This is a genomic window from Microbulbifer mixtoriginis (SeqCode) (genome assembly GCF_052467945.1).
Genome location: NZ_CP174328.1, coordinates 4,096,470 through 4,113,382, shown reverse-complemented (window position 1 = coordinate 4,113,382; position 16,913 = coordinate 4,096,470). Strand labels below are relative to the sequence as shown.

The following is a 16,913-nucleotide window of genomic DNA, read 5'->3' as shown; positions in this document are numbered from 1 at the left end:
ATAACTATGGAAATGCACTTCGATCAGCATATCTCCCGCCAGTTCAATGAGGACCTGGAGGGAATCAAGACCGAGATGTTGGAAATGGGCGGCATGGTCGCCCGCCAAGTAGCCGATGCCGTCGATGCTCTGTCGAATGCCGATAGCCAGCTCGCCGAGGAAGTCCTGCGCGTCGAAGAGGAAATCGACAAGTGCGAGATGGCCCTGGACGAGCACGCGACTCTAATCATCGCCAAGCGCCAGCCCGCCGCTTCGGATCTGCGTATGGTGATGTCGGTAACCCGAATCGCCCGCGACCTGGAACGTATCGGTGATGAGGCCAGCAAAATCGCGAAAATGGCGATTGCCCTGACCGATGAAGGCACCTCACCGCGCGGCTATACCGAGATACGCCATCTGGCAAATGCTGTACGCAAAATGCTCAACGACGCCCTGGATGCCTACACTCGTTTCGATGTGGAGTCCGCATTGCGCACCCTCGCCGAGGATGAACAGGTGGACATGGATTACCGCACCGCCGTCCGTGAGCTGGTGACTTATATGATGGAAGATCCGCGCAGTATTTCCCGCGTCATTAATGTGCTGTGGACACTGCGCTCACTGGAGCGTATCGGTGACCACGCCAAGAATATTTGTGAGCAGGTAGTCTACTTGGTGGAGGGGGCGGATATTCGCCACGGCCACGAGAGGAATTTGAATTTAAGGAAATCCTAAGTTTCCTCAGCCAAAGAAAGGTCGCTCATAGCGGCCTTTTTTATTGCAGGCAGATTTTAAGAACTTGAAATATTTAGGGGCTTGGCGATGAAATATATTTTTGAGGTTCAAATTAAGGAAGGTTTCACAGCGGAAGAATATGCCGATGCCTGGGTACGTGCGTCTCAGTTAATTCAGCGGGCACCTGGGGCTATGGGCACGGAACTTTTGCAAAAGATCGGTGACGAAAATAGCCTCATAGCGATAGCCACTTGGCACAGTAAAACAGAACGCGATGCTATGCAGGCTGAACATACGTTTGCGATTGATAAAATTATTCAAAGCGTGGCTCCTTTTGTGGGTATACGACCTTTAGGAGAGTTTAAAGAATTTAGAGAGGTAGTAGCTTCTTATGCTGATGATGATGAACTTTCTTAAGCTTGCCTCGTCAAAACTGAACAGAAGCTGAATAAATTAAATTTTTCAAAAATTAAAAAACTGTAAATTTTAATCGGTCTCTGAATGAGTATTTAAAATACTTGATTACGGATAATTACATCTAAGCAAGAAGCTTTAATTCTGTCTTTCCCCTGTTCTCATTCCCTTCGTCGCAAAGTCTTCTCAAACTGACTTTGTGTAATTAACTGTTGTTGCAGACAAAAATTCTTTTGTTACAATCCGCAGCCCAATTTGGATCCCTACGTTAACGAAGGATTTTGAAATGAGATTCAAGCTCGCAGCTCTCCCCCTGATGCTTCTTGCGGCTACTACAACTGCCGAGGAGTACAATTCTTTTACTAAAGCTAACTACAGCAATTTAGAAAAAGGTGATGATAGTTTTACTCTTGATAGTCGCTACTTCTTCAGCGGAAAAGAAACTCTAGGCCCACTGAAAGAATTTGAATATATAAACAAAGTTAGCAATGTTTACGGTGGCTTCTCTCATTTAAACGAAGGCAGTGAAGATTCCGATATTCTGACCATCGGTGGAGAGTATTTTGCATCCAATGGTCTGGTTTTAGGTGCTCAGTTAGCCGATTGGGGTGAAGAAAATATTGATACTTTATCAGTAGGTTATCTCTTCACACCTAACTTCCTGGTTAGCCTGGAACATGAAGATAACGACAGTGATAATGAGCTGTCTGTTAATGCTCGTTATAACCACCAGCTGAATGGAACCGATTATATCGGTTTCGACTTTTCAGTTGATGAAGAGTTTGATACTCGCAGCCTGTCTTCTAAGTACTTTACTCACCTGGGTGGTGAACAGTACTTAACGATTGATCTGGATTATATCAGCTACGATGAGGACGATGACTATTGGAAGTTGGGCACAGAGTACTTCTTTACTCAGCGCACCTCCGTCGGCTTTACTTTCGATGAAAAAGAAGAGTTTAAGCTGGGTATGAACCATTTCTTCAACCGCAACTTCGCTGTTGAAGCTGCTTATGTTTCCAATACTGATAGTGATATCGATTACGATATCTACCAAATTGGTATGACCGTACAGCTGTAAGTAAGAAAAGGGCTATCTTAGATAGTCCTTTTATTTTCTTAGTTAATTATTGGATGTTACCTAAACGTTTATTTCTTGTCGTATTGTTATTGTCTCTAGAAATAAAAAATAAATCCTATTAAAATCTTACAAATCAAATCTATAGTTGGAAAAGGATTTTATGAAGGGTTTTAAAGTATCAGTTGTTCCCCTGATGGTGCTTGCTACTGGCGTAACGGCGGAGGAGTATAAGTCGATAACTACTTTGAGTTATTCAGATTTAGAGTACTCATTTCATGACCATTACAATAGCCCAATGGGGTGGCCATATTTTCCAACGTCCGGTTATAATGCTAAAGAAGTAAAAAATAAAACCTCAACCGTTGGTACTACTTACTATTTTGGAGGGAAAGAAACTCTAGGGCCTCTAAAGGAGTTTGAGTACATCAATAAGGTTAGCAATATATCAGCACAATTCTCCCGATATGAAATTCGGAATGATTATTTGCGGAATGATCATCATCAAAATTCAATTTCTACAAAAGGTGAGTATTTTGTAGAAAATGGTGTGGTGCTGAGTGCTACTATAGAGGATCAAAAATATGCCAACATTTATGATCAATCGATTGGTTATTTTTTAACCCCGAATGTTTTAGTGAAATTAAACTATAGTAATACTGATTTTAAGTATTTTGATGAAGAAGAAGAGTTTTCATTAACCGCCCAGTATAGCCACCAATTAAGTGATACTGGTTATCTTGGTTTTACAATGAATGTCGCTGAGGAAACTGACGATCACATTTTATCTTCTAAATATTTCGTAGATTTCGGAAATGATAAGTATCTAAGTGTTGAAGCGAGTTATTATCACGGAAACGGAAGAATATGGGGGGATGCCTCGGAGTTGAGCGCAGAATTTTATTTTAATAAAGAGACCTCCGTCAATATAGCTTATGATGAAAATCATCGTTATAAATTAGGGTTTTCCCACTTCTTTAATCAGAATATTGCCGTTGACGTAGCTTACTTAGCCGCAGCAACAAATAAATACAATGGGTATTATGCAGAATTTGGATATTTGGAGTGTGATGATTGCGATGCTTATCGGTATGATGAGTACCGGCTGGGCTTAAGAGTTCAGTTATAATTTTATGAAAATATAAGGGCTATCCACTAGCCCTTTTAAATTTTTAAATCAAAATTTCTAAACTATAAATTTAGCCCTTCCCAGTTAAGGCCTGTATCCGGGCCTGAGCTTTAGAGCCAATCTCTCCCCCTGCCCCGGCTGCTGTCTCGTAGTGCTTGAAAGCGCTTTGCTTATTCCCCTGCTTTTCATACACCTCGCCCAAATAGAAGTGTGCATAAGCTGTTTCCAAATAACGTAGAGAACGGTTTAAGTCCCTCTCCGCAGCAGTGTAATTTTTAAGTTGCGCACTAGCCATGCCGCGTTTTAACCAGTGGGAAAACAGTGCAGGGTTTTTCTGTACGGCACGGTCGTAGGCCTGATGGGCTTTATCAAATTGTTTTTTCTGGGCGAGTAAATCTCCTTCCAGTGCGAAGAAAGAGGCTTCTTTTGGTTGTTGCTTTTGTGCCTTTCGTACCAGATTCAGTGCCGTATCAAACTGCTTTTTATTGGCTGCTTTTAGAGCATCATCATAATTTTCATAGGCATCCGCATCGCGTTTTAGTTGTGCTATGGCCTTTTGATAGGCATCGCGGTTGGTGACCCCGTTCTTGGGCAGTGATTTACTGTGCTCGATATTGGCGCTGACGCGGGACTGTGATGGGGGGTGGCTGGCGAAGAGGGCTTCCAGGCCGTTGCTCTGCTGCCCTTTGGAGAGTTCGACGAATTTGCGCTGCAGTCGCACGGCGCCCTGGGGGTCATAGCCGGCGGCAGCCATATATTTCATGCCGTATTCGTCGGATTCCAGTTCGTTGCCGCGACCGTAGCGGGCGATATAGGCGGAACCTCCCAGCTGGCTGCCGGTGGAGATAAGGTCCGCATAGGCGGAATCTTTGGTGGCCGCACCGAGTACAGCCAGGCCGGCCCCGAGCACCTGTTGTTGTGACATGGCGGTGGCGGAGTGGCGTGCGGCGGCATGGACAATTTCGTGGCCGAGTACAGCGGCCAATTCCGCCTCATCCTCAAGCAGGACCAGCAGGCCTCTGTTAATGGCGATTTTGCCAGCGGGAAGTGCCCAGGCGTTGGGAACGGAGTTATTCAATACTACAAATTCGTAGGGCAGCTGCGGCTGGTCCGAGACCCGAGCCAACTTTTGCCCGACCCGATTCACATATTCCTGCAAGCTGGGATCTATGGTGTACTGACCGCCCTGTTGTTGTTGGTTGATTGGGTATTGCTGCTGTCCTAAGTTCAATTCCTGCTGGGCCGATACCAGAGAGAACTGTTGCTCTCCGGTCACTGGATTGGTGACACAGCCACTGATAATAGAGGTTGCCGTCAACGCCACTGCGGCGAAGAAAGCCTGGTTACGCGAGATCATTGCTTGCCTCCCTGTATAATGCCGATTATTCAACGATCACCCATTGTACACAGTCGGGGAATAGAGGTTATGACGGCACTTCAGGTAATAGAGTTATTTGCGGGCACCAACCCCGATGGCGAGCCGGTGGTAGAGCGCTTACAGGTACGAGTCAATGAGGACGACAGTTGCCAGCTGGTACGTTCTCCCGCATTTATTAAAGGCATCGCCAGTGGCGATTGCATTAAAGTGGATAAAGATACCCAGCAATTTGAGCTGGTTAAGCGCTCCGGCAATTTGGCGATCCGTGTTTTTTGCCGCGGCGACAGCGCCGAACTCTCCGACCGCTTGAGCCCGCAGCTGGAGAAACTTGGAGGAGAGCTGGATCTGGAAGTTCCACGCATGCTGGTTTACAGCATCCATGTCAGCTGTGGTTTCGATAAGATTGAGGAAATTCTCAATAGTATTTGTGATGGTGCCAACAGTGCCTGGTATTACGGCAATGTCTACGATCCGAAGGATGGCCAAACACCCCTCAACTGGTGGCAGGATATATTGAAGCCCGAATAGAGCAGTGCCCCGATCCTAGCGGTTGGGCTCAAATAGAAAGCGAAGCAGCACAAGTAAGGCACCCGATGTTAATAGTGATTTCTCCAGCCAAGACGCTGGATTACGAGAGTGAAATACCCACACTGGAAACCACTCAGCCAGACTTTCTCAAGGAGTCAGCGGCATTAATTGGCGAACTGCGTGATCTGAGCCCACAGCAGATCTCCAGCTTGATGAAGATTTCCGACAAGCTCGGTGTGTTGAATTACGACCGCTTCCAAGACTGGAAACGCCCTTTCACAGATAAAAATGCGCGCCCGGCCCTACTCGCCTTTAAGGGGGATGTTTATACCGGCCTGGCCGCTGAAACTATGGGCAAGCGCGATTTCAGTTATGCGCAAAAGCATTTGCGAATGCTCTCCGGTCTCTATGGCCTGTTGCGCCCGCTGGACCTGATGCAACCCTACCGCCTGGAGATGGGCACCAGATTTGAAAACAGCCGCGGTAAAAATCTGTATGAATTTTGGGGAGAGCAAATTACTGAGACGCTCAATGCCCAGTTGCATGCGCTGAAGAGCCGGGAATTGGTCAACCTTGCCTCTAATGAGTACTTCAAGGCGGTAAAGCCCAAGGCGCTCAATGCAGAGGTCATTACCCCCCATTTTAAAGATCTAAAAAATGGTCAGTATAAGATGATCAGCTTCTTTGCTAAGAAAGCGCGGGGCATGATGAGCCGCTGGTCGATTGAGCAGCGGGTGAAGAAAGCGGAGGAGCTTAAGGGCTTTGATGTAGCCGGCTATGCCTATAACTCGGGCATGTCCAATGAGCGCGACTGGGTTTTCACTCGGGATGAACAGCAATGAGCGATACCAGCCTGCCGGATGCACCGGCTTGTGCGCGTAATCGCGATCCAATTCTTACTCATCTGTGCCGCCTGCTGGATGGTAGCCTTAAGGTATTGGAGGTGGGGAGCGGCACAGGTCAGCACGCGGTCTTTTTTGCACCGCGCCTGCCCCACTTAATTTGGCAGACCTCGGAGCGGGCGGAAATGCTGCCCGGTGTGCGAGCTTGGTTGGCGAGTGCGCCCGCACAGAACTTGCGCGAACCTCTGACTCTGGATGTCGATGCGCCCTGGCCTGCGCTGAATTTCGATGCGGTGTTTACCGCGAATACCCTGCATATTATGTCGAGGGAGTCAGTACAGCGATTCTTTCACAAACTGCACACTCTGTTAGAACCCAATGGCTTGCTGGTTGTATATGGACCCTTCAAGATTGATGGCAGTTTTATCGGGCCCAGCAATGCGGATTTCGATACCTACCTCAAAGAGCGCAACCCCGATAGCGGTATCCGTGATCTGGAGTGGTTGGATCAATTGGCCAGTGATGTCGGCATGCGTCGGGAAGAGCTAAATTACCTGCCAGCGAACAACCAGCTGGTCGTTTGGCGTAAATACGATAACAAGGAGTGATTATGCCCGTATGGTTTGAAGTTTCCGTTGTTGTGGCGTTTGCCATTGCAGCTGTGTTTTTTTTCGCCAAATATCGTGAAACTGCTGCAGCCCTGCATGAAAGTGAGCGCATGAAAACGCGTCTCTCCAATGACCTGAATCGCTATAAAGATGTGCCGCGGCTGCGCGCTCTGCGCGATGCCTTGGTGGGAAACAAGGCTCTGCCTGTGGATGACAATGGCAATGAGCATCTGTTGTTAAGAGATGGGGATTTAAAGTTGCACCACCTGATCCTGCGCCGGGAGAGCACCCCGGTGCACGATGAAGAAGAGGCTACCTATATCAAAAATGGTGAGCCGGTAAAGCTGCCAGAATTTGAATAGTTTTATCATTGAGGGGGTGGATCAAGAATCCGCGCCCTCGGTCTCCATTAGTTCCCGAGAGGGGCTCTCTTCCAGCTTGGTAGAGGGGAAGTGCAGGGTGAAAGTACTGCCCTGGGCCGGGACACTGTGCACGCTCATTTCCGCACCGTGGCGCAACAGTACATGCTTGACGATAGCCAGGCCCAATCCCGTGCCGCCGCTGTCGCGGGAGCGGCCGGGGTCTACCCGGTAAAAACGTTCGGTAAGGCGCGGGATGTGAAGCGAGTCTATACCGATACCCTGGTCCCGCACACTAAAGTGGCCGCCATCGTTATCCTGCCACCAGCGCAGTTGTATCTCCCCGTTCCCCGGGCTGTATTTCACCGCATTGAGCGCCAAGTTGGCGAAAGCGCTGTGTAGCTCGCTGGCATCGCCGCGGATACTGCAATCCCTTTCGCACGCCACACTGATCTGGTGACGGTCGCCGCTAAAGCTGCGCGCCTCACGGGCAACTCGCTCCATCAACTCGCGCACATCTACAGAGACGTCACCCGTTTTTCGCTCTGACGTTTCCAGGCGTGCCAGAAGAAGCAGGTCGTTGACCAAGGTGGTCATACGTGCCGCCTGCTCCTCCATCTGAACCAGCGGGCGCCGCCAGGCGGGAGGTGCCATATCGCTGTTCTGTAGGGTTTCCAGGTAGCCGGCAATTACGGTAAGAGGAGTGCGCAACTCGTGGGAAACGTTGGCGACAAAATCACGACGCATCTGCTCGAGATTGTGCAGGCGGGTGATATCGCGAACGATCACCAGGGCTTCATCCTTGCCGTAGCGGGTCACCTCCAGTTGTAGGTGCAGGGCTTCATTACCCGGCGCTGGCAGGGTCAGCGGTTCGCGGGGGCTGTTGTCCTCGCTGTGCATATAGCTGACAAAGCCAGGGTCGCGCACAAAGTTCACCAGGGACTGCCCCTGATCACTGGACTGCAGGCCGAGCAGCTCGCCGGCGGCGGGGTTCCACCAGGCCAGGTGGTCGCCATTTTCCAGGGCTACAATGCCTTCGCGCAGGGCGCTGGTGCTGTCCTGAACACGGCGTAACATGACATGCAGCTTTTGCTTCTCACGGCGGTGACGGCGCTGCATACGGTAGAAGTCGTCATAGATTTCACCCCAGATACCAAAAGCAGTGGGAGCGGGGCCGCGGCGGCCATTGGCCAGCCAACGATTGAAGCGGTGCTGCTGCCACAGCACTGAGAGCAGGTAGGCTGCCAGCCCTAAAATCAGGGTGAGCGACCACTCGGACGTGGTGAAGCCGAGGGTCAAGCAGCCCAAAGCAATAATTAAGAAGCGCGAAAATTCGCCAATACTGCGATCCAACATAGCCTTGCCGTGTTACCTGGCAGTTGTCGGGAGGGCTGATGTCCACCCCCGCACTTATATACATCTTAGAAACCCGGTCCTCTGTGGGAGTGACCAATGGTTACCGCGGGAGTCAGTGCCGATCTTTGCAGATTGTCACACTTTTTCGGCAGTTTGCACAGAAAATCGATAGCCGGTGCCGCGCACTGTCTGGATATAACGATCGTGACCGTCAAGTGCCAGAGCTTTGCGCAGGCGGCGGATGTGTACGTCGACGGTGCGCTCCTCCACATAGACATTGCCACCCCAGACGTGATCCAGCAGCTGGGTGCGTGTGTAGGCGCGTTCCTGGTGAGAGAGGAAGAAAGTCAGCAGGCGAAATTCAGTAGGCCCCATATCCACCGGCTGTCCCTTGATAGTGACCCTGTGGCTTAGAGGGTCCAGTACCAGATCGCCGGCGCTGAGGGGGTCTTCGGGGGTGGCCGGGCCGGCGCGGCGCAGTACCGCCTTGAGGCGCGCCACCAGCTCGCGGGGGGAGAAGGGCTTGGTGATATAGTCGTCGGCGCCCGTCTCTAACCCTTTGATTTTATTGTCTTCTTCGCCTTTGGCGGTGAGCATGATGATGGGCACCGCGGTGGTCAGCTCATCGCGCTTAAGTCGGCGGGCCAGCTCTACTCCGGATACATCGGGTAGCATCCAATCGAGAAGAATAAGGTCTGGCTTTTCATCGATGACTAAGGCGTGGGCCTCTTGGGCGTTTTCCGCCTCCAGGCAACGGTAGTCTGCCATTTCTAAAGCCACCCGCAGCATATCGCGTACAGGGGCTTCGTCGTCGACAATCAGGATCGTTTTACTGTGCATTTGGCTGCCATACCCGCTCTGTTGTCAGAAGTTCCCGGTTATGGCCGAGGATTAAACGGGATTTATATGACAAATATATGACGGTTATGCCTGAACTCCCAGACCTGGATCAATTGAAGAGGTAATGCAGGAATATTCCGGCAAAAAACACCAACCCTACCCAGTTGTTGTGGAGAAATGCCTTGAAGCAGGCCTCTCTATCGCGGTTGCGAATCAGCCATTGCTGGTAGGCGAAAAGCGCCGCTATAGCCGTAACTGCCAAGTAGTAAATGGCGCCGAGGCCGAAGCGCTGGCCGATCAACACCAGTGCCATTAGAACCAAAAGCTGCAGAGTGGCAGTAATGGCTCTGTCCATTTCCCCGAACAAAATTGCCGTGGATTTAACTCCGATTTTTAGGTCGTCATCCCGATCCACCATGGCGTAAAAAGTGTCATAACACAGGGTCCACAACAGGTTGGCGACATAGAGAAGCCAGGCCTGGGGAGGCACTTCGCCGGTCACTGCGGCGAAGGCCATGGGGATCCCCATACTGAAGGCCGCGCCCAATACGACTTGAGGCAGGTGAGTGTGCCGCTTGGCAAAGGGGTAGCAGAAGGCCAATGCCAGTGCTGGCAATGACAATAAAATCGTTAGCTGATTGGTGGTGAGCACCAGCAGAAAAGCCGCGAAGCTGAGCCCGGCGAATAGGCCAAGAGCCGCCTTGGGAGTAACGTTGCCGGTGGCCAGGGGGCGCGTGGCGGTGCGCTTAACATGGCCGTCAATCTCGCGGTCGGCGAAGTCATTTATCGCGCAGCCGGCCGCACGCATCAGGATGACGCCCAAAGTGAACACTGCAAATAGGTGCAGCCCTGGCCAGCCCCCCGCCGCAAGCCACAGTGCGACCCAGGTGGGCCACAAAAGTAATAGGGAGCCAATGGGCCTATCCATACGCGCCAATTGCCAGTAGGGCATTGCGGCGGGCCAGCGCGCGGCGATTTGTTGGCTAATCACGGTGGCTAATCTCCCTGTATTTGGTTATTGGTTTGCGGGGACTGCAGGTGGGTCACCGGGGCAGAACTGAGATAGAAAGGCCTCTGCGACCAAAAGGGGTTTGCCCCGCAGCCAAAAAATTGAGCGGCGCCCCCAGGCACTGTCGGCGCCGTCGCAGAGTCCTTGAGCCTGCAAGTCGGGGTTGCGCCGCAATTGGTTGAACTCTATTTCGCCTCGGCGAATCCCTGGTTCGCTGAAAAGCAGCTCCCCTAGAGGGCGGTCGTCGAGACTGCGTAAGTTGCGGGACTTGCCCTGCAGGCTGCGCAGGGGCAGAACACTGCGCGCGTAAACCCAGGGTTGGCCACACCCTATCAGTAGTACCTCCCGCACCAGGGCGCGGCTGTGGCGATTTAAATTGAGCGTGCGGCATTCCTCCGCTCGGGGTAGCTGCCAGCTCTGACCAAGTACCCGCACACTGAAATCCCCTCCACTCAGTTGCTTCAGTGCAGCGGTGAGCGAACCGGTGTATGCCAGCCACGGCATCAGGTTTTCTGGTGGTTGGAACTGTGCCGATTCAAATGGCCGCCCCCGCCAATCGCCCGCAGGTACAAATGGAGACTGGTGCAACGATAACTCCGCAGTCGGTAAAAAGGGTATTGTACCCTGCCCACTGGCGGCTGGCGCCACCCCGTTGGATTTTTGCTCACCGGGGCGGCAATGGATATAGTGCTCCCTTTAATGAAAACAATGAATTTATAAAGAGAAGCTTGTTATGGGGCTTACTACCAAAATTTTAGTGGGGATGGTCACTGGCAGTCTCCTTGGGGCGTTATTCAATTATTTGAATATGAGCCAGTTGCTCGGCCCAAGCGTTACGAACTTTATTAACCTTTATCTTACTGAGGGTCTGTTCGACGTTATCGGGCGAATCTTTATCGCCTCGTTGAAGCTGATGGTGGTGCCCCTAGTCCTCGTGTCTCTGATCAGTGGTGCTTGCTCTCTGTCGGAAGGCAGCCGAATAGGGCCACTGGCGGGTAAAACGATAATGCTTTACATACTTACTACTGCCATTGCTATTACTTTGGCTCTATGTATGGCATTGATCTTCCAGCCTGGGGTGGGTGTGAGCGAGGCTGCCGCTGCGGCAACGTCTTCTTTCCAGCCAAAAGAATCCCCACCGCTTTCCGAGGTGCTGGTAAATATATTCCCCACCAATCCGGTCGCAGCCATGGCCGAGGGCAATATGCTGCAGATTATCGTATTTGCCCTGCTGATGGGCTATGCGATTTCCCGCTGTGGGGAGCCGGGTAAGCGCGTCGCCGCTCTTTTTAGTGATCTTAATAGTGTCGTACTGCGTATGGTCGGGGTGCTGATGGTTTTCGCCCCTTATGGTGTTTTTGCTTTATTGGCAAAAACATTTGCACAGCTGGGGCTCGATGTACTTTTACAATTGATTAAGTACTTCCTTGTGGTTCTCGGAGCCTTACTTGTCCATGCATTGGTTGTATATTCGGTACTTTTGAAACTTCTTAGTGGCCTTAACCCTATAGAATTACTTAAGAAAATGCGTTCAACAATGATGTTCGCTTTCAGTACCGCTTCCTCAGGGGCCACTATTCCAGTCACTCTGGCAACAGTTGAGAAACGCCTCGGTGTGGATAACAAGATTGCTTCATTTACCATTCCTCTAGGGGCCACTATCAACATGGATGGCACCGCGATTATGCAGGGTGTGGCTACGGTCTTTATCGCTCAGTTCTTTGGTATTGAGATCGGCTTGACTGGCTTCCTGACTGTGATCCTGACAGCAACTCTGGCTTCTATTGGTACTGCCGGGGTGCCCGGAGTGGGCCTGATTATGCTCGGTATGGTGCTGCAGCAGGTGGGACTGCCGCTGGAGGGGATTGCCATTGTGATCGGCGTAGACCGCCTGCTGGATATGGTGCGCACCGCAGTGAATATCACTGGAGATGCGGTGGTGAGCAGTGTGGTGGCGAAGAGTGAAGGTGCCTTGGACGAGGAGACTTACTACGACGCCAATTACAAGAGTGTCAGCATCAACGATAACAGTACGGTAGGCGCCCACTAGGGCGCTCTCCTCAAGCCTCGGCGAAACGGGGCTTGTTTTGTAACCAGCGCTTAATTAGCTGCTGTCGCATCCCTTCCGTCAAATGTGGGGATATGGCTATTTTTTGCACTTGTGGCAGCAGTTCCGCATCCCGCTGCAGATCTGCAATACGGTGTTGGATCTCTCCAGTCTGGCGGGTGCCGAGAATTTCCCCTGGTCCGCGCAGACGCAGGTCTTCCTCAGCGATGGCGAAGCCGTCGCTATGCTGACGCAGCGCCTGTAGGCGCGCCCGTCCATTTTGTGACAGCGGTGTACCGTAGAGCAGCACACAGTGACTGGCTATGGAGCCGCGCCCAACCCGGCCGCGCAGCTGGTGCAGCTGGGCGAGGCCCAGGCGCTCTGGGTTTTCGATAATCATCAGACTGGCGTTGGGCACATCTACCCCCACCTCGATCACCGTGGTTGCCACCAGCAGGTCTACCTCACCAGCTTTGAAGGCGCTCATTACCTGCTCTTTCTGCTCCGGCTTAAGGCGCCCGTGTACCAGGGCCACACGCGCACCGTCGAGCATCTCCACTAATTCCTCGGCGGTGGACTCTGCGGCCTGAGCCTGCAGGCTCTCGGATTCCTCAATCAGAGTGCAGACCCAATAGGCCTGGCGCCCCTCGGCGATGGCACTGTGCACTCTTTCCATCACCTGGTCGCGGCGGTCGTTAGATATCGCCACGGTGTTGATAGGCTGGCGACCGGGCGGCAGCTCATCAATGATGGAGCAGTCCAGATCAGCAAATGCAGACATAGCCAGGGTACGGGGGATCGGGGTGGCGGTCATAATCAACTGGTGCGGTTGCAACCTGCCGGTGGCACCTCTGGCAGCGCCCTTCTCGCGCAGCTCCAAACGCTGGCGCACCCCGAAACGGTGTTGCTCGTCGATAATCACCAACACCAGGTTATGGAATTCCACACCCTCCTGGAAGAGTGCGTGGGTGCCTACCACCAGCTGCGCCTCGCCACTGGCAATTTTGCCCAACTGCTCGCGGCGCTCGGCGGCTTTTAAGCTGCCGGTAAGTTGCGCTACCTGTAAGCCGAGAGGCTCAAGCCAGTTACAGAAGTTGATTCTATGCTGCTCGGCGAGAATTTCTGTCGGCGCCATCACCACCACCTGAGCACCAGCGCCGATGCCTTTGAGGGCAGCCATGGCTGCTACCAGGGTTTTACCGGCGCCGACATCTCCCTGTAGCAGGCGCATCATGGGGAGGTCCTGGGCGAGGTCTTCGGCAATCTCCTCACAGACTCTTTGCTGTGCACCGGTGAGCGAAAATGGTAGGCGTGAGAGGAAATCTCTCTCCAAAGATTTGTTGGCGGGCAGTGGCGGTGCCGCAACCCTTGCGCTGTTGCGCCGCAATTCCAGCAGGCTCAAATGGTGCGCGAGCAGCTCTTCCAGGGCCAGGCGCTGTTGTGCGGGGTGTGTGCCGGCGGCGAGTTTTTCCAACTGGGTGCCGGCAGGTGGCGAGTGCAAATAAATCAGGGCGTCACTCAGGGGGTAACGCAATGGCTTTGGTAGTAAATCTGCAGGGAGTAGTTCGGTCACGGCTCCACTGCGCAGGAGCTCCACGGCTTGTTGCATCAGACCGCGCATACGCCCCTGGCTGACGCCCTCGGTCAGAGGGTAAACCGGTGTCAGGGTTTCCTCGGTAGTGGCGTTTTCGCTGCCGACAATTTCAGTTTCGGGATGGTAGAGTTCCAGGCCGGCGGCGCCACGCCGCGCCTCGCCGAAGCAACGCAGGCGTGCGCCGCGGGCAAAGCGGTTTTTCTGCGCAGCAGAAAAGTGGAAAAAACGCAGAGTGATACTGCCGCTCATATCCTGAAGCTTGACTACCAGACTGCGTCGGCGGCCGAAAACTACATCGGCGGCAGTTACCTCGCCCTCAATAACCGCATCCATCCCGGCAGTGAGCCCGGCCACCGGCACCACCCGGGTGCGGTCCTGGTAGCGCAACGGCAAGTGGAACAGCAGGTCTTGCAGGGAGTGGATATGCAGTTTGGCCAGGACCTGGGCAAACTTGTCTCCTACCCCTTTGAGGTTGGTAACTGGCTGATCTGCAAGGTTGTTTATGGCTCGATCAGATGACACTGGCTGATGGCCTCACGCAATATATCGATAGCTCGGTGGCGTGGAAAGCTGGCACGCCAGGCCAGTGCGACGGTGCGTCGGGGCCCCGGCGCCTTGAAGGGGCGTGTTTCCAGCAGCCCGCTGGCATATTGCGAAGCGGTGGCTGCGGAGAATGGCAATACGGTGATACCGAGCCCCGAGGCCACCATGTGTCTCAGGGTTTCCAGCGAACTGCCATCGGCGGCTGTACGAATGCCTCCACCACCGCTCTCCTTCTCCATAGTGACCTGCAAATGTGGGCAGGCCTCCAGCACTTGGTCGCGGAAGCAGTGGCCCTCCCCCAGCAATAGCACATTATCTTTGGTGAGCTGCTCGGGATCTATGAATTCCTGCTGGGCAAGGGGGTGCCCAGCTGGCATCAATACCACGAAAGGTTCGTCATAAAGTGGCTGGGTGACCACATCGGGCTCGGTGAATGGCAACGCGATAATGATCGCATCCAGCTCGCCCTTGCGCAGGCGTTGGCGCAGAGTGGCGGTGTAGCCCTCTTCTACGTAGAGAGGCATCTCTGGGGCCAGGTGCTGTAGCTGCGGAATAAAGTGCGGAAACAAATAGGGGCCGATAGTAAAAATCGCCCCGACCGAGAGGGGGCTCGCCAGCTGGTCCTTACCGGCGCTGGCGATATCCTTAATGGCGGCAGACTGTTCCAGTACTAGTTGGGCCTGGGCGACGATACGTTCCCCCAATGGCGTGGCCTGCACCCGAGTTTTGGAACGCTCGAAAAGGGCGACCCCCAGCTCTTTCTCCAGCTTTTTTACTGCGATAGACAGGGTCGGTTGGCTGACGAAGCAGCGCTCGGCGGCGCGGCCGAAATGCTGTTCCTGAGCGAGAGTGACGATGTAGCGCAGTTCATTGAGAGTCATGGTAAAGACAATTAAGCGATAGTATTTGATAGCTATTATTCATAAATAATAGCTGCTGACCACACCCTAGCGCTAAGCTGTCACCTCAGGCACAAAGTTGGGAAAAATTACCAATTGTGGACGCCTTTATGGAATTGAGGCGCAAAATTTTGCTATATCTTATGAGGGCCAACAGAATGGAGAAACGCCATGGGAGTTTTATCCTGGATTATTCTCGGACTGATTGCCGGCGCCTTAGCCAAATGGATCATGCCAGGTAAAGACCCAGGTGGTTGGATAGTCACAATGGTGATTGGCATTATCGGTGCCTTCATCGGTGGTTGGCTTGGTGCCCTGATTGGATTCGGTGGCCCCGTGACCGGTTTCGGATTTGGCGACATAATAACAGCCACCATTGGTGCGATTATCTTTCTCGCTGTCTACCGCCTACTCAAAGGGCGCGGTAATTAGTTCAATACCAGAGCGGCAGATGGAATGGTGAGGCGTGAAAGTGCCTCGCATCGTTATTCATGGATGGCAAAACCGCAATCGTTTGCGGATTTTTTTTGGCGCACCGTTTAATAGTTAATAAATAAGACTAGGGACTTCTCATCTGAGGAGTTCTGCGGGACGCAACAGCACAATATCAAGGGAATATGGCAGTCGACGCTGTCCCAGGCGCAAGATTGTCGGGAACTATATGACACAAAAAGAGAAGCTTTGGATCCTTGGGTGTGGTGATCTGGGGGCGCGCCTCGCTCTAAATATAGATCGCAAGCAGTACAGTGTTTACGGCATGCGACGCAACCCTCTGGTGGCCCTGGCGAGTAAGCGCAGAGCGGATGCGGTTAATTGGCGTCGGGGGGATGCCACCAAGGTGGGGGATATCGAGCGCTTGCTGACGGATGGTGCCGATATCGTCCTCGCCACATTTACTCCGGATGAACATACCCCCGGCGGTTATCAGCGCGCTTACGTGGAAACCGCGCGGGCTTTGGGCGAGGCCATTTCACGCCTGCCAAAACCGCCGCGCTTGGTGATATGGGCGTCTTCAACCCGCGTGTATGGCCAGAGCGGTGATGATTTTCTCGATGAGCAGACGCCTCCTGCACCTAGTGGTTTTCAGGGAGAGGCGCTGCTCGCGGCAGAGGAGATCATACGCTCGGCGATTCCCGGGGTCTGTATTGTACGATTTGCCGGAATTTACGGTCCGGGGCGTGACCGCTTGCTCTCTCAGGTACGCGCCGGTCGCTGTGCCCCGCCCCAGCCCCCCCAGTTCAGTAACCGTATTCATGTGGACGATTGCATTGGCTTTTTGTTGCACCTGGTTGAAAGGCACAAGCAGGGTTGGATACCAGAGCCACTGTATATCGGCGCCGATAGTAAGCCGGTCCCCATGTATGAACTACAGCAGTGGCTGGTGAAGGCTATGGGCTATACCAGCGCTCATTTGCGTGAGATTGTGCAGACCAGCGAACGCCGCTCGAAAAAACTCAGTAATCAGCGCTTGCTCGCTAGTGGTTACCAGCTCAAGTATCCCGATTACAAAGTGGGCTACAGTGCGCTATTGGAAGCGGAAGGCTGACAGCGGCAAATCTACGAGAGAGCAATCTA

Annotated in this window: 18 protein-coding genes; 11 read left to right on the top strand and 7 right to left on the bottom strand. The window is 52.8% G+C overall.

The genetic code is table 11. The features are described 5' to 3' along the window. Positions 1-6: 6 nt before the first annotated feature. From phoU to ACJJIJ_RS17860, 4 genes are all read left to right on the top strand, one after another. Positions 7-714, top strand: a complete 708-nt coding sequence (gene phoU, locus ACJJIJ_RS17875; RefSeq protein WP_252083912.1) for a phosphate signaling complex protein PhoU — start codon at positions 7-9, stop codon at positions 712-714. An 87-nt stretch (positions 715-801) separates the two neighbouring features. Continuing rightward, positions 802-1,131: an antibiotic biosynthesis monooxygenase family protein gene (locus ACJJIJ_RS17870; protein ID WP_444889018.1), complete on the top strand. Its 330-nt coding sequence runs from the start codon at positions 802-804 to the stop codon at positions 1,129-1,131. 283 nt (positions 1,132-1,414) lie between these two features. Continuing rightward, positions 1,415-2,209, top strand: coding sequence for a putative porin (locus ACJJIJ_RS17865; RefSeq protein WP_252083910.1), 795 nt, complete (start codon positions 1,415-1,417; stop codon positions 2,207-2,209). Positions 2,210-2,369: 160 nt separating this feature from the next. Further along, positions 2,370-3,335 carry a putative porin gene (locus ACJJIJ_RS17860; RefSeq protein ID WP_444938053.1) on the top strand — a complete coding sequence of 322 codons (966 nt, stop codon included), beginning with the start codon at positions 2,370-2,372 and terminating at the stop codon, positions 3,333-3,335. A gap of 70 nt (positions 3,336-3,405) precedes the next feature. Here the strand turns inward: ACJJIJ_RS17860 and ACJJIJ_RS17855 are convergent, their stop codons facing one another. Further along, entirely contained in the window at positions 3,406-4,692 is a 1,287-nt protein-coding gene (locus tag ACJJIJ_RS17855; protein WP_444938052.1) for a M48 family metalloprotease, read from the bottom strand. Between the two features lie 69 nt (positions 4,693-4,761). On the opposite strand from ACJJIJ_RS17855, the gene ACJJIJ_RS17850 reads away from it, so the two are divergent. From ACJJIJ_RS17850 to ACJJIJ_RS17835, 4 genes are all read left to right on the top strand, one after another. Further along, positions 4,762-5,241, top strand: a complete 480-nt coding sequence (locus tag ACJJIJ_RS17850; RefSeq protein ID WP_252083907.1) for a DUF4265 domain-containing protein — start codon at positions 4,762-4,764, stop codon at positions 5,239-5,241. A gap of 65 nt (positions 5,242-5,306) precedes the next feature. Next, entirely contained in the window at positions 5,307-6,083 is a 777-nt protein-coding gene (yaaA, locus tag ACJJIJ_RS17845) for a peroxide stress protein YaaA (protein WP_444938051.1), read from the top strand. Continuing rightward, a complete protein-coding gene (locus ACJJIJ_RS17840; RefSeq protein WP_444938050.1) occupies positions 6,080-6,691 on the top strand; it encodes a DUF938 domain-containing protein in 612 nt (203 codons plus the stop codon). Before yaaA ends, ACJJIJ_RS17840 begins: the two co-directional genes overlap by 4 nt. 2 nt (positions 6,692-6,693) lie before the next feature. Then, a complete protein-coding gene (locus ACJJIJ_RS17835) occupies positions 6,694-7,053 on the top strand; it encodes a hypothetical protein (protein WP_444938049.1) in 360 nt (119 codons plus the stop codon). A gap of 21 nt (positions 7,054-7,074) precedes the next feature. Here the strand turns inward: ACJJIJ_RS17835 and phoR are convergent, their stop codons facing one another. From phoR to ACJJIJ_RS17815, 4 genes are all read right to left on the bottom strand, one after another. Beyond that, positions 7,075-8,406 (bottom strand): phosphate regulon sensor histidine kinase PhoR, encoded by a 1,332-nt coding sequence (gene phoR, locus ACJJIJ_RS17830; protein ID WP_444938048.1) that lies wholly within the window; start codon positions 8,404-8,406, stop codon positions 7,075-7,077. A 135-nt stretch (positions 8,407-8,541) separates the two neighbouring features. After that, complete coding sequence (phoB, locus tag ACJJIJ_RS17825; protein ID WP_252083902.1) at positions 8,542-9,246, bottom strand: phosphate regulon transcriptional regulator PhoB; 705 nt, start codon at positions 9,244-9,246, stop codon at positions 8,542-8,544. 109 nt (positions 9,247-9,355) lie between these two features. After that, positions 9,356-10,198 (bottom strand): 4-hydroxybenzoate octaprenyltransferase, encoded by an 843-nt coding sequence (gene ubiA, locus ACJJIJ_RS17820; RefSeq protein ID WP_444939591.1) that lies wholly within the window; start codon positions 10,196-10,198, stop codon positions 9,356-9,358. A gap of 63 nt (positions 10,199-10,261) precedes the next feature. Continuing rightward, the gene (locus tag ACJJIJ_RS17815) at positions 10,262-10,843 is read right to left on the bottom strand and encodes a chorismate--pyruvate lyase family protein (protein WP_444938047.1); all 582 of its coding nucleotides are present in this window, start codon (positions 10,841-10,843) and stop codon (positions 10,262-10,264) included. 145 nt (positions 10,844-10,988) lie between these two features. Here ACJJIJ_RS17815 and ACJJIJ_RS17810 point away from each other — a divergent pair, with 145 nt between their 5' ends. Beyond that, complete coding sequence (locus ACJJIJ_RS17810) at positions 10,989-12,305, top strand: dicarboxylate/amino acid:cation symporter (RefSeq protein WP_444938046.1); 1,317 nt, start codon at positions 10,989-10,991, stop codon at positions 12,303-12,305. A 10-nt stretch (positions 12,306-12,315) separates the two neighbouring features. Here ACJJIJ_RS17810 and recG read toward each other — a convergent pair whose 3' ends face one another. Together recG and ACJJIJ_RS17800 are read right to left on the bottom strand one after the other, a co-directional pair. After that, complete coding sequence (recG, locus tag ACJJIJ_RS17805; protein WP_444938045.1) at positions 12,316-14,418, bottom strand: ATP-dependent DNA helicase RecG; 2,103 nt, start codon at positions 14,416-14,418, stop codon at positions 12,316-12,318. After that, complete coding sequence (locus ACJJIJ_RS17800; protein ID WP_444938044.1) at positions 14,397-15,320, bottom strand: hydrogen peroxide-inducible genes activator; 924 nt, start codon at positions 15,318-15,320, stop codon at positions 14,397-14,399. Before ACJJIJ_RS17800 ends, recG begins: the two co-directional genes overlap by 22 nt. Before the next feature lie 189 nt (positions 15,321-15,509). Here ACJJIJ_RS17800 and ACJJIJ_RS17795 point away from each other — a divergent pair, with 189 nt between their 5' ends. Together ACJJIJ_RS17795 and ACJJIJ_RS17790 are read left to right on the top strand one after the other, a co-directional pair. Further along, positions 15,510-15,770: a GlsB/YeaQ/YmgE family stress response membrane protein gene (locus ACJJIJ_RS17795; RefSeq protein WP_252083897.1), complete on the top strand. Its 261-nt coding sequence runs from the start codon at positions 15,510-15,512 to the stop codon at positions 15,768-15,770. Between the two features lie 229 nt (positions 15,771-15,999). Further along, positions 16,000-16,884 (top strand): NAD-dependent epimerase/dehydratase family protein, encoded by an 885-nt coding sequence (locus ACJJIJ_RS17790; RefSeq protein WP_444887588.1) that lies wholly within the window; start codon positions 16,000-16,002, stop codon positions 16,882-16,884. Positions 16,885-16,913 lie beyond the last annotated feature (29 nt).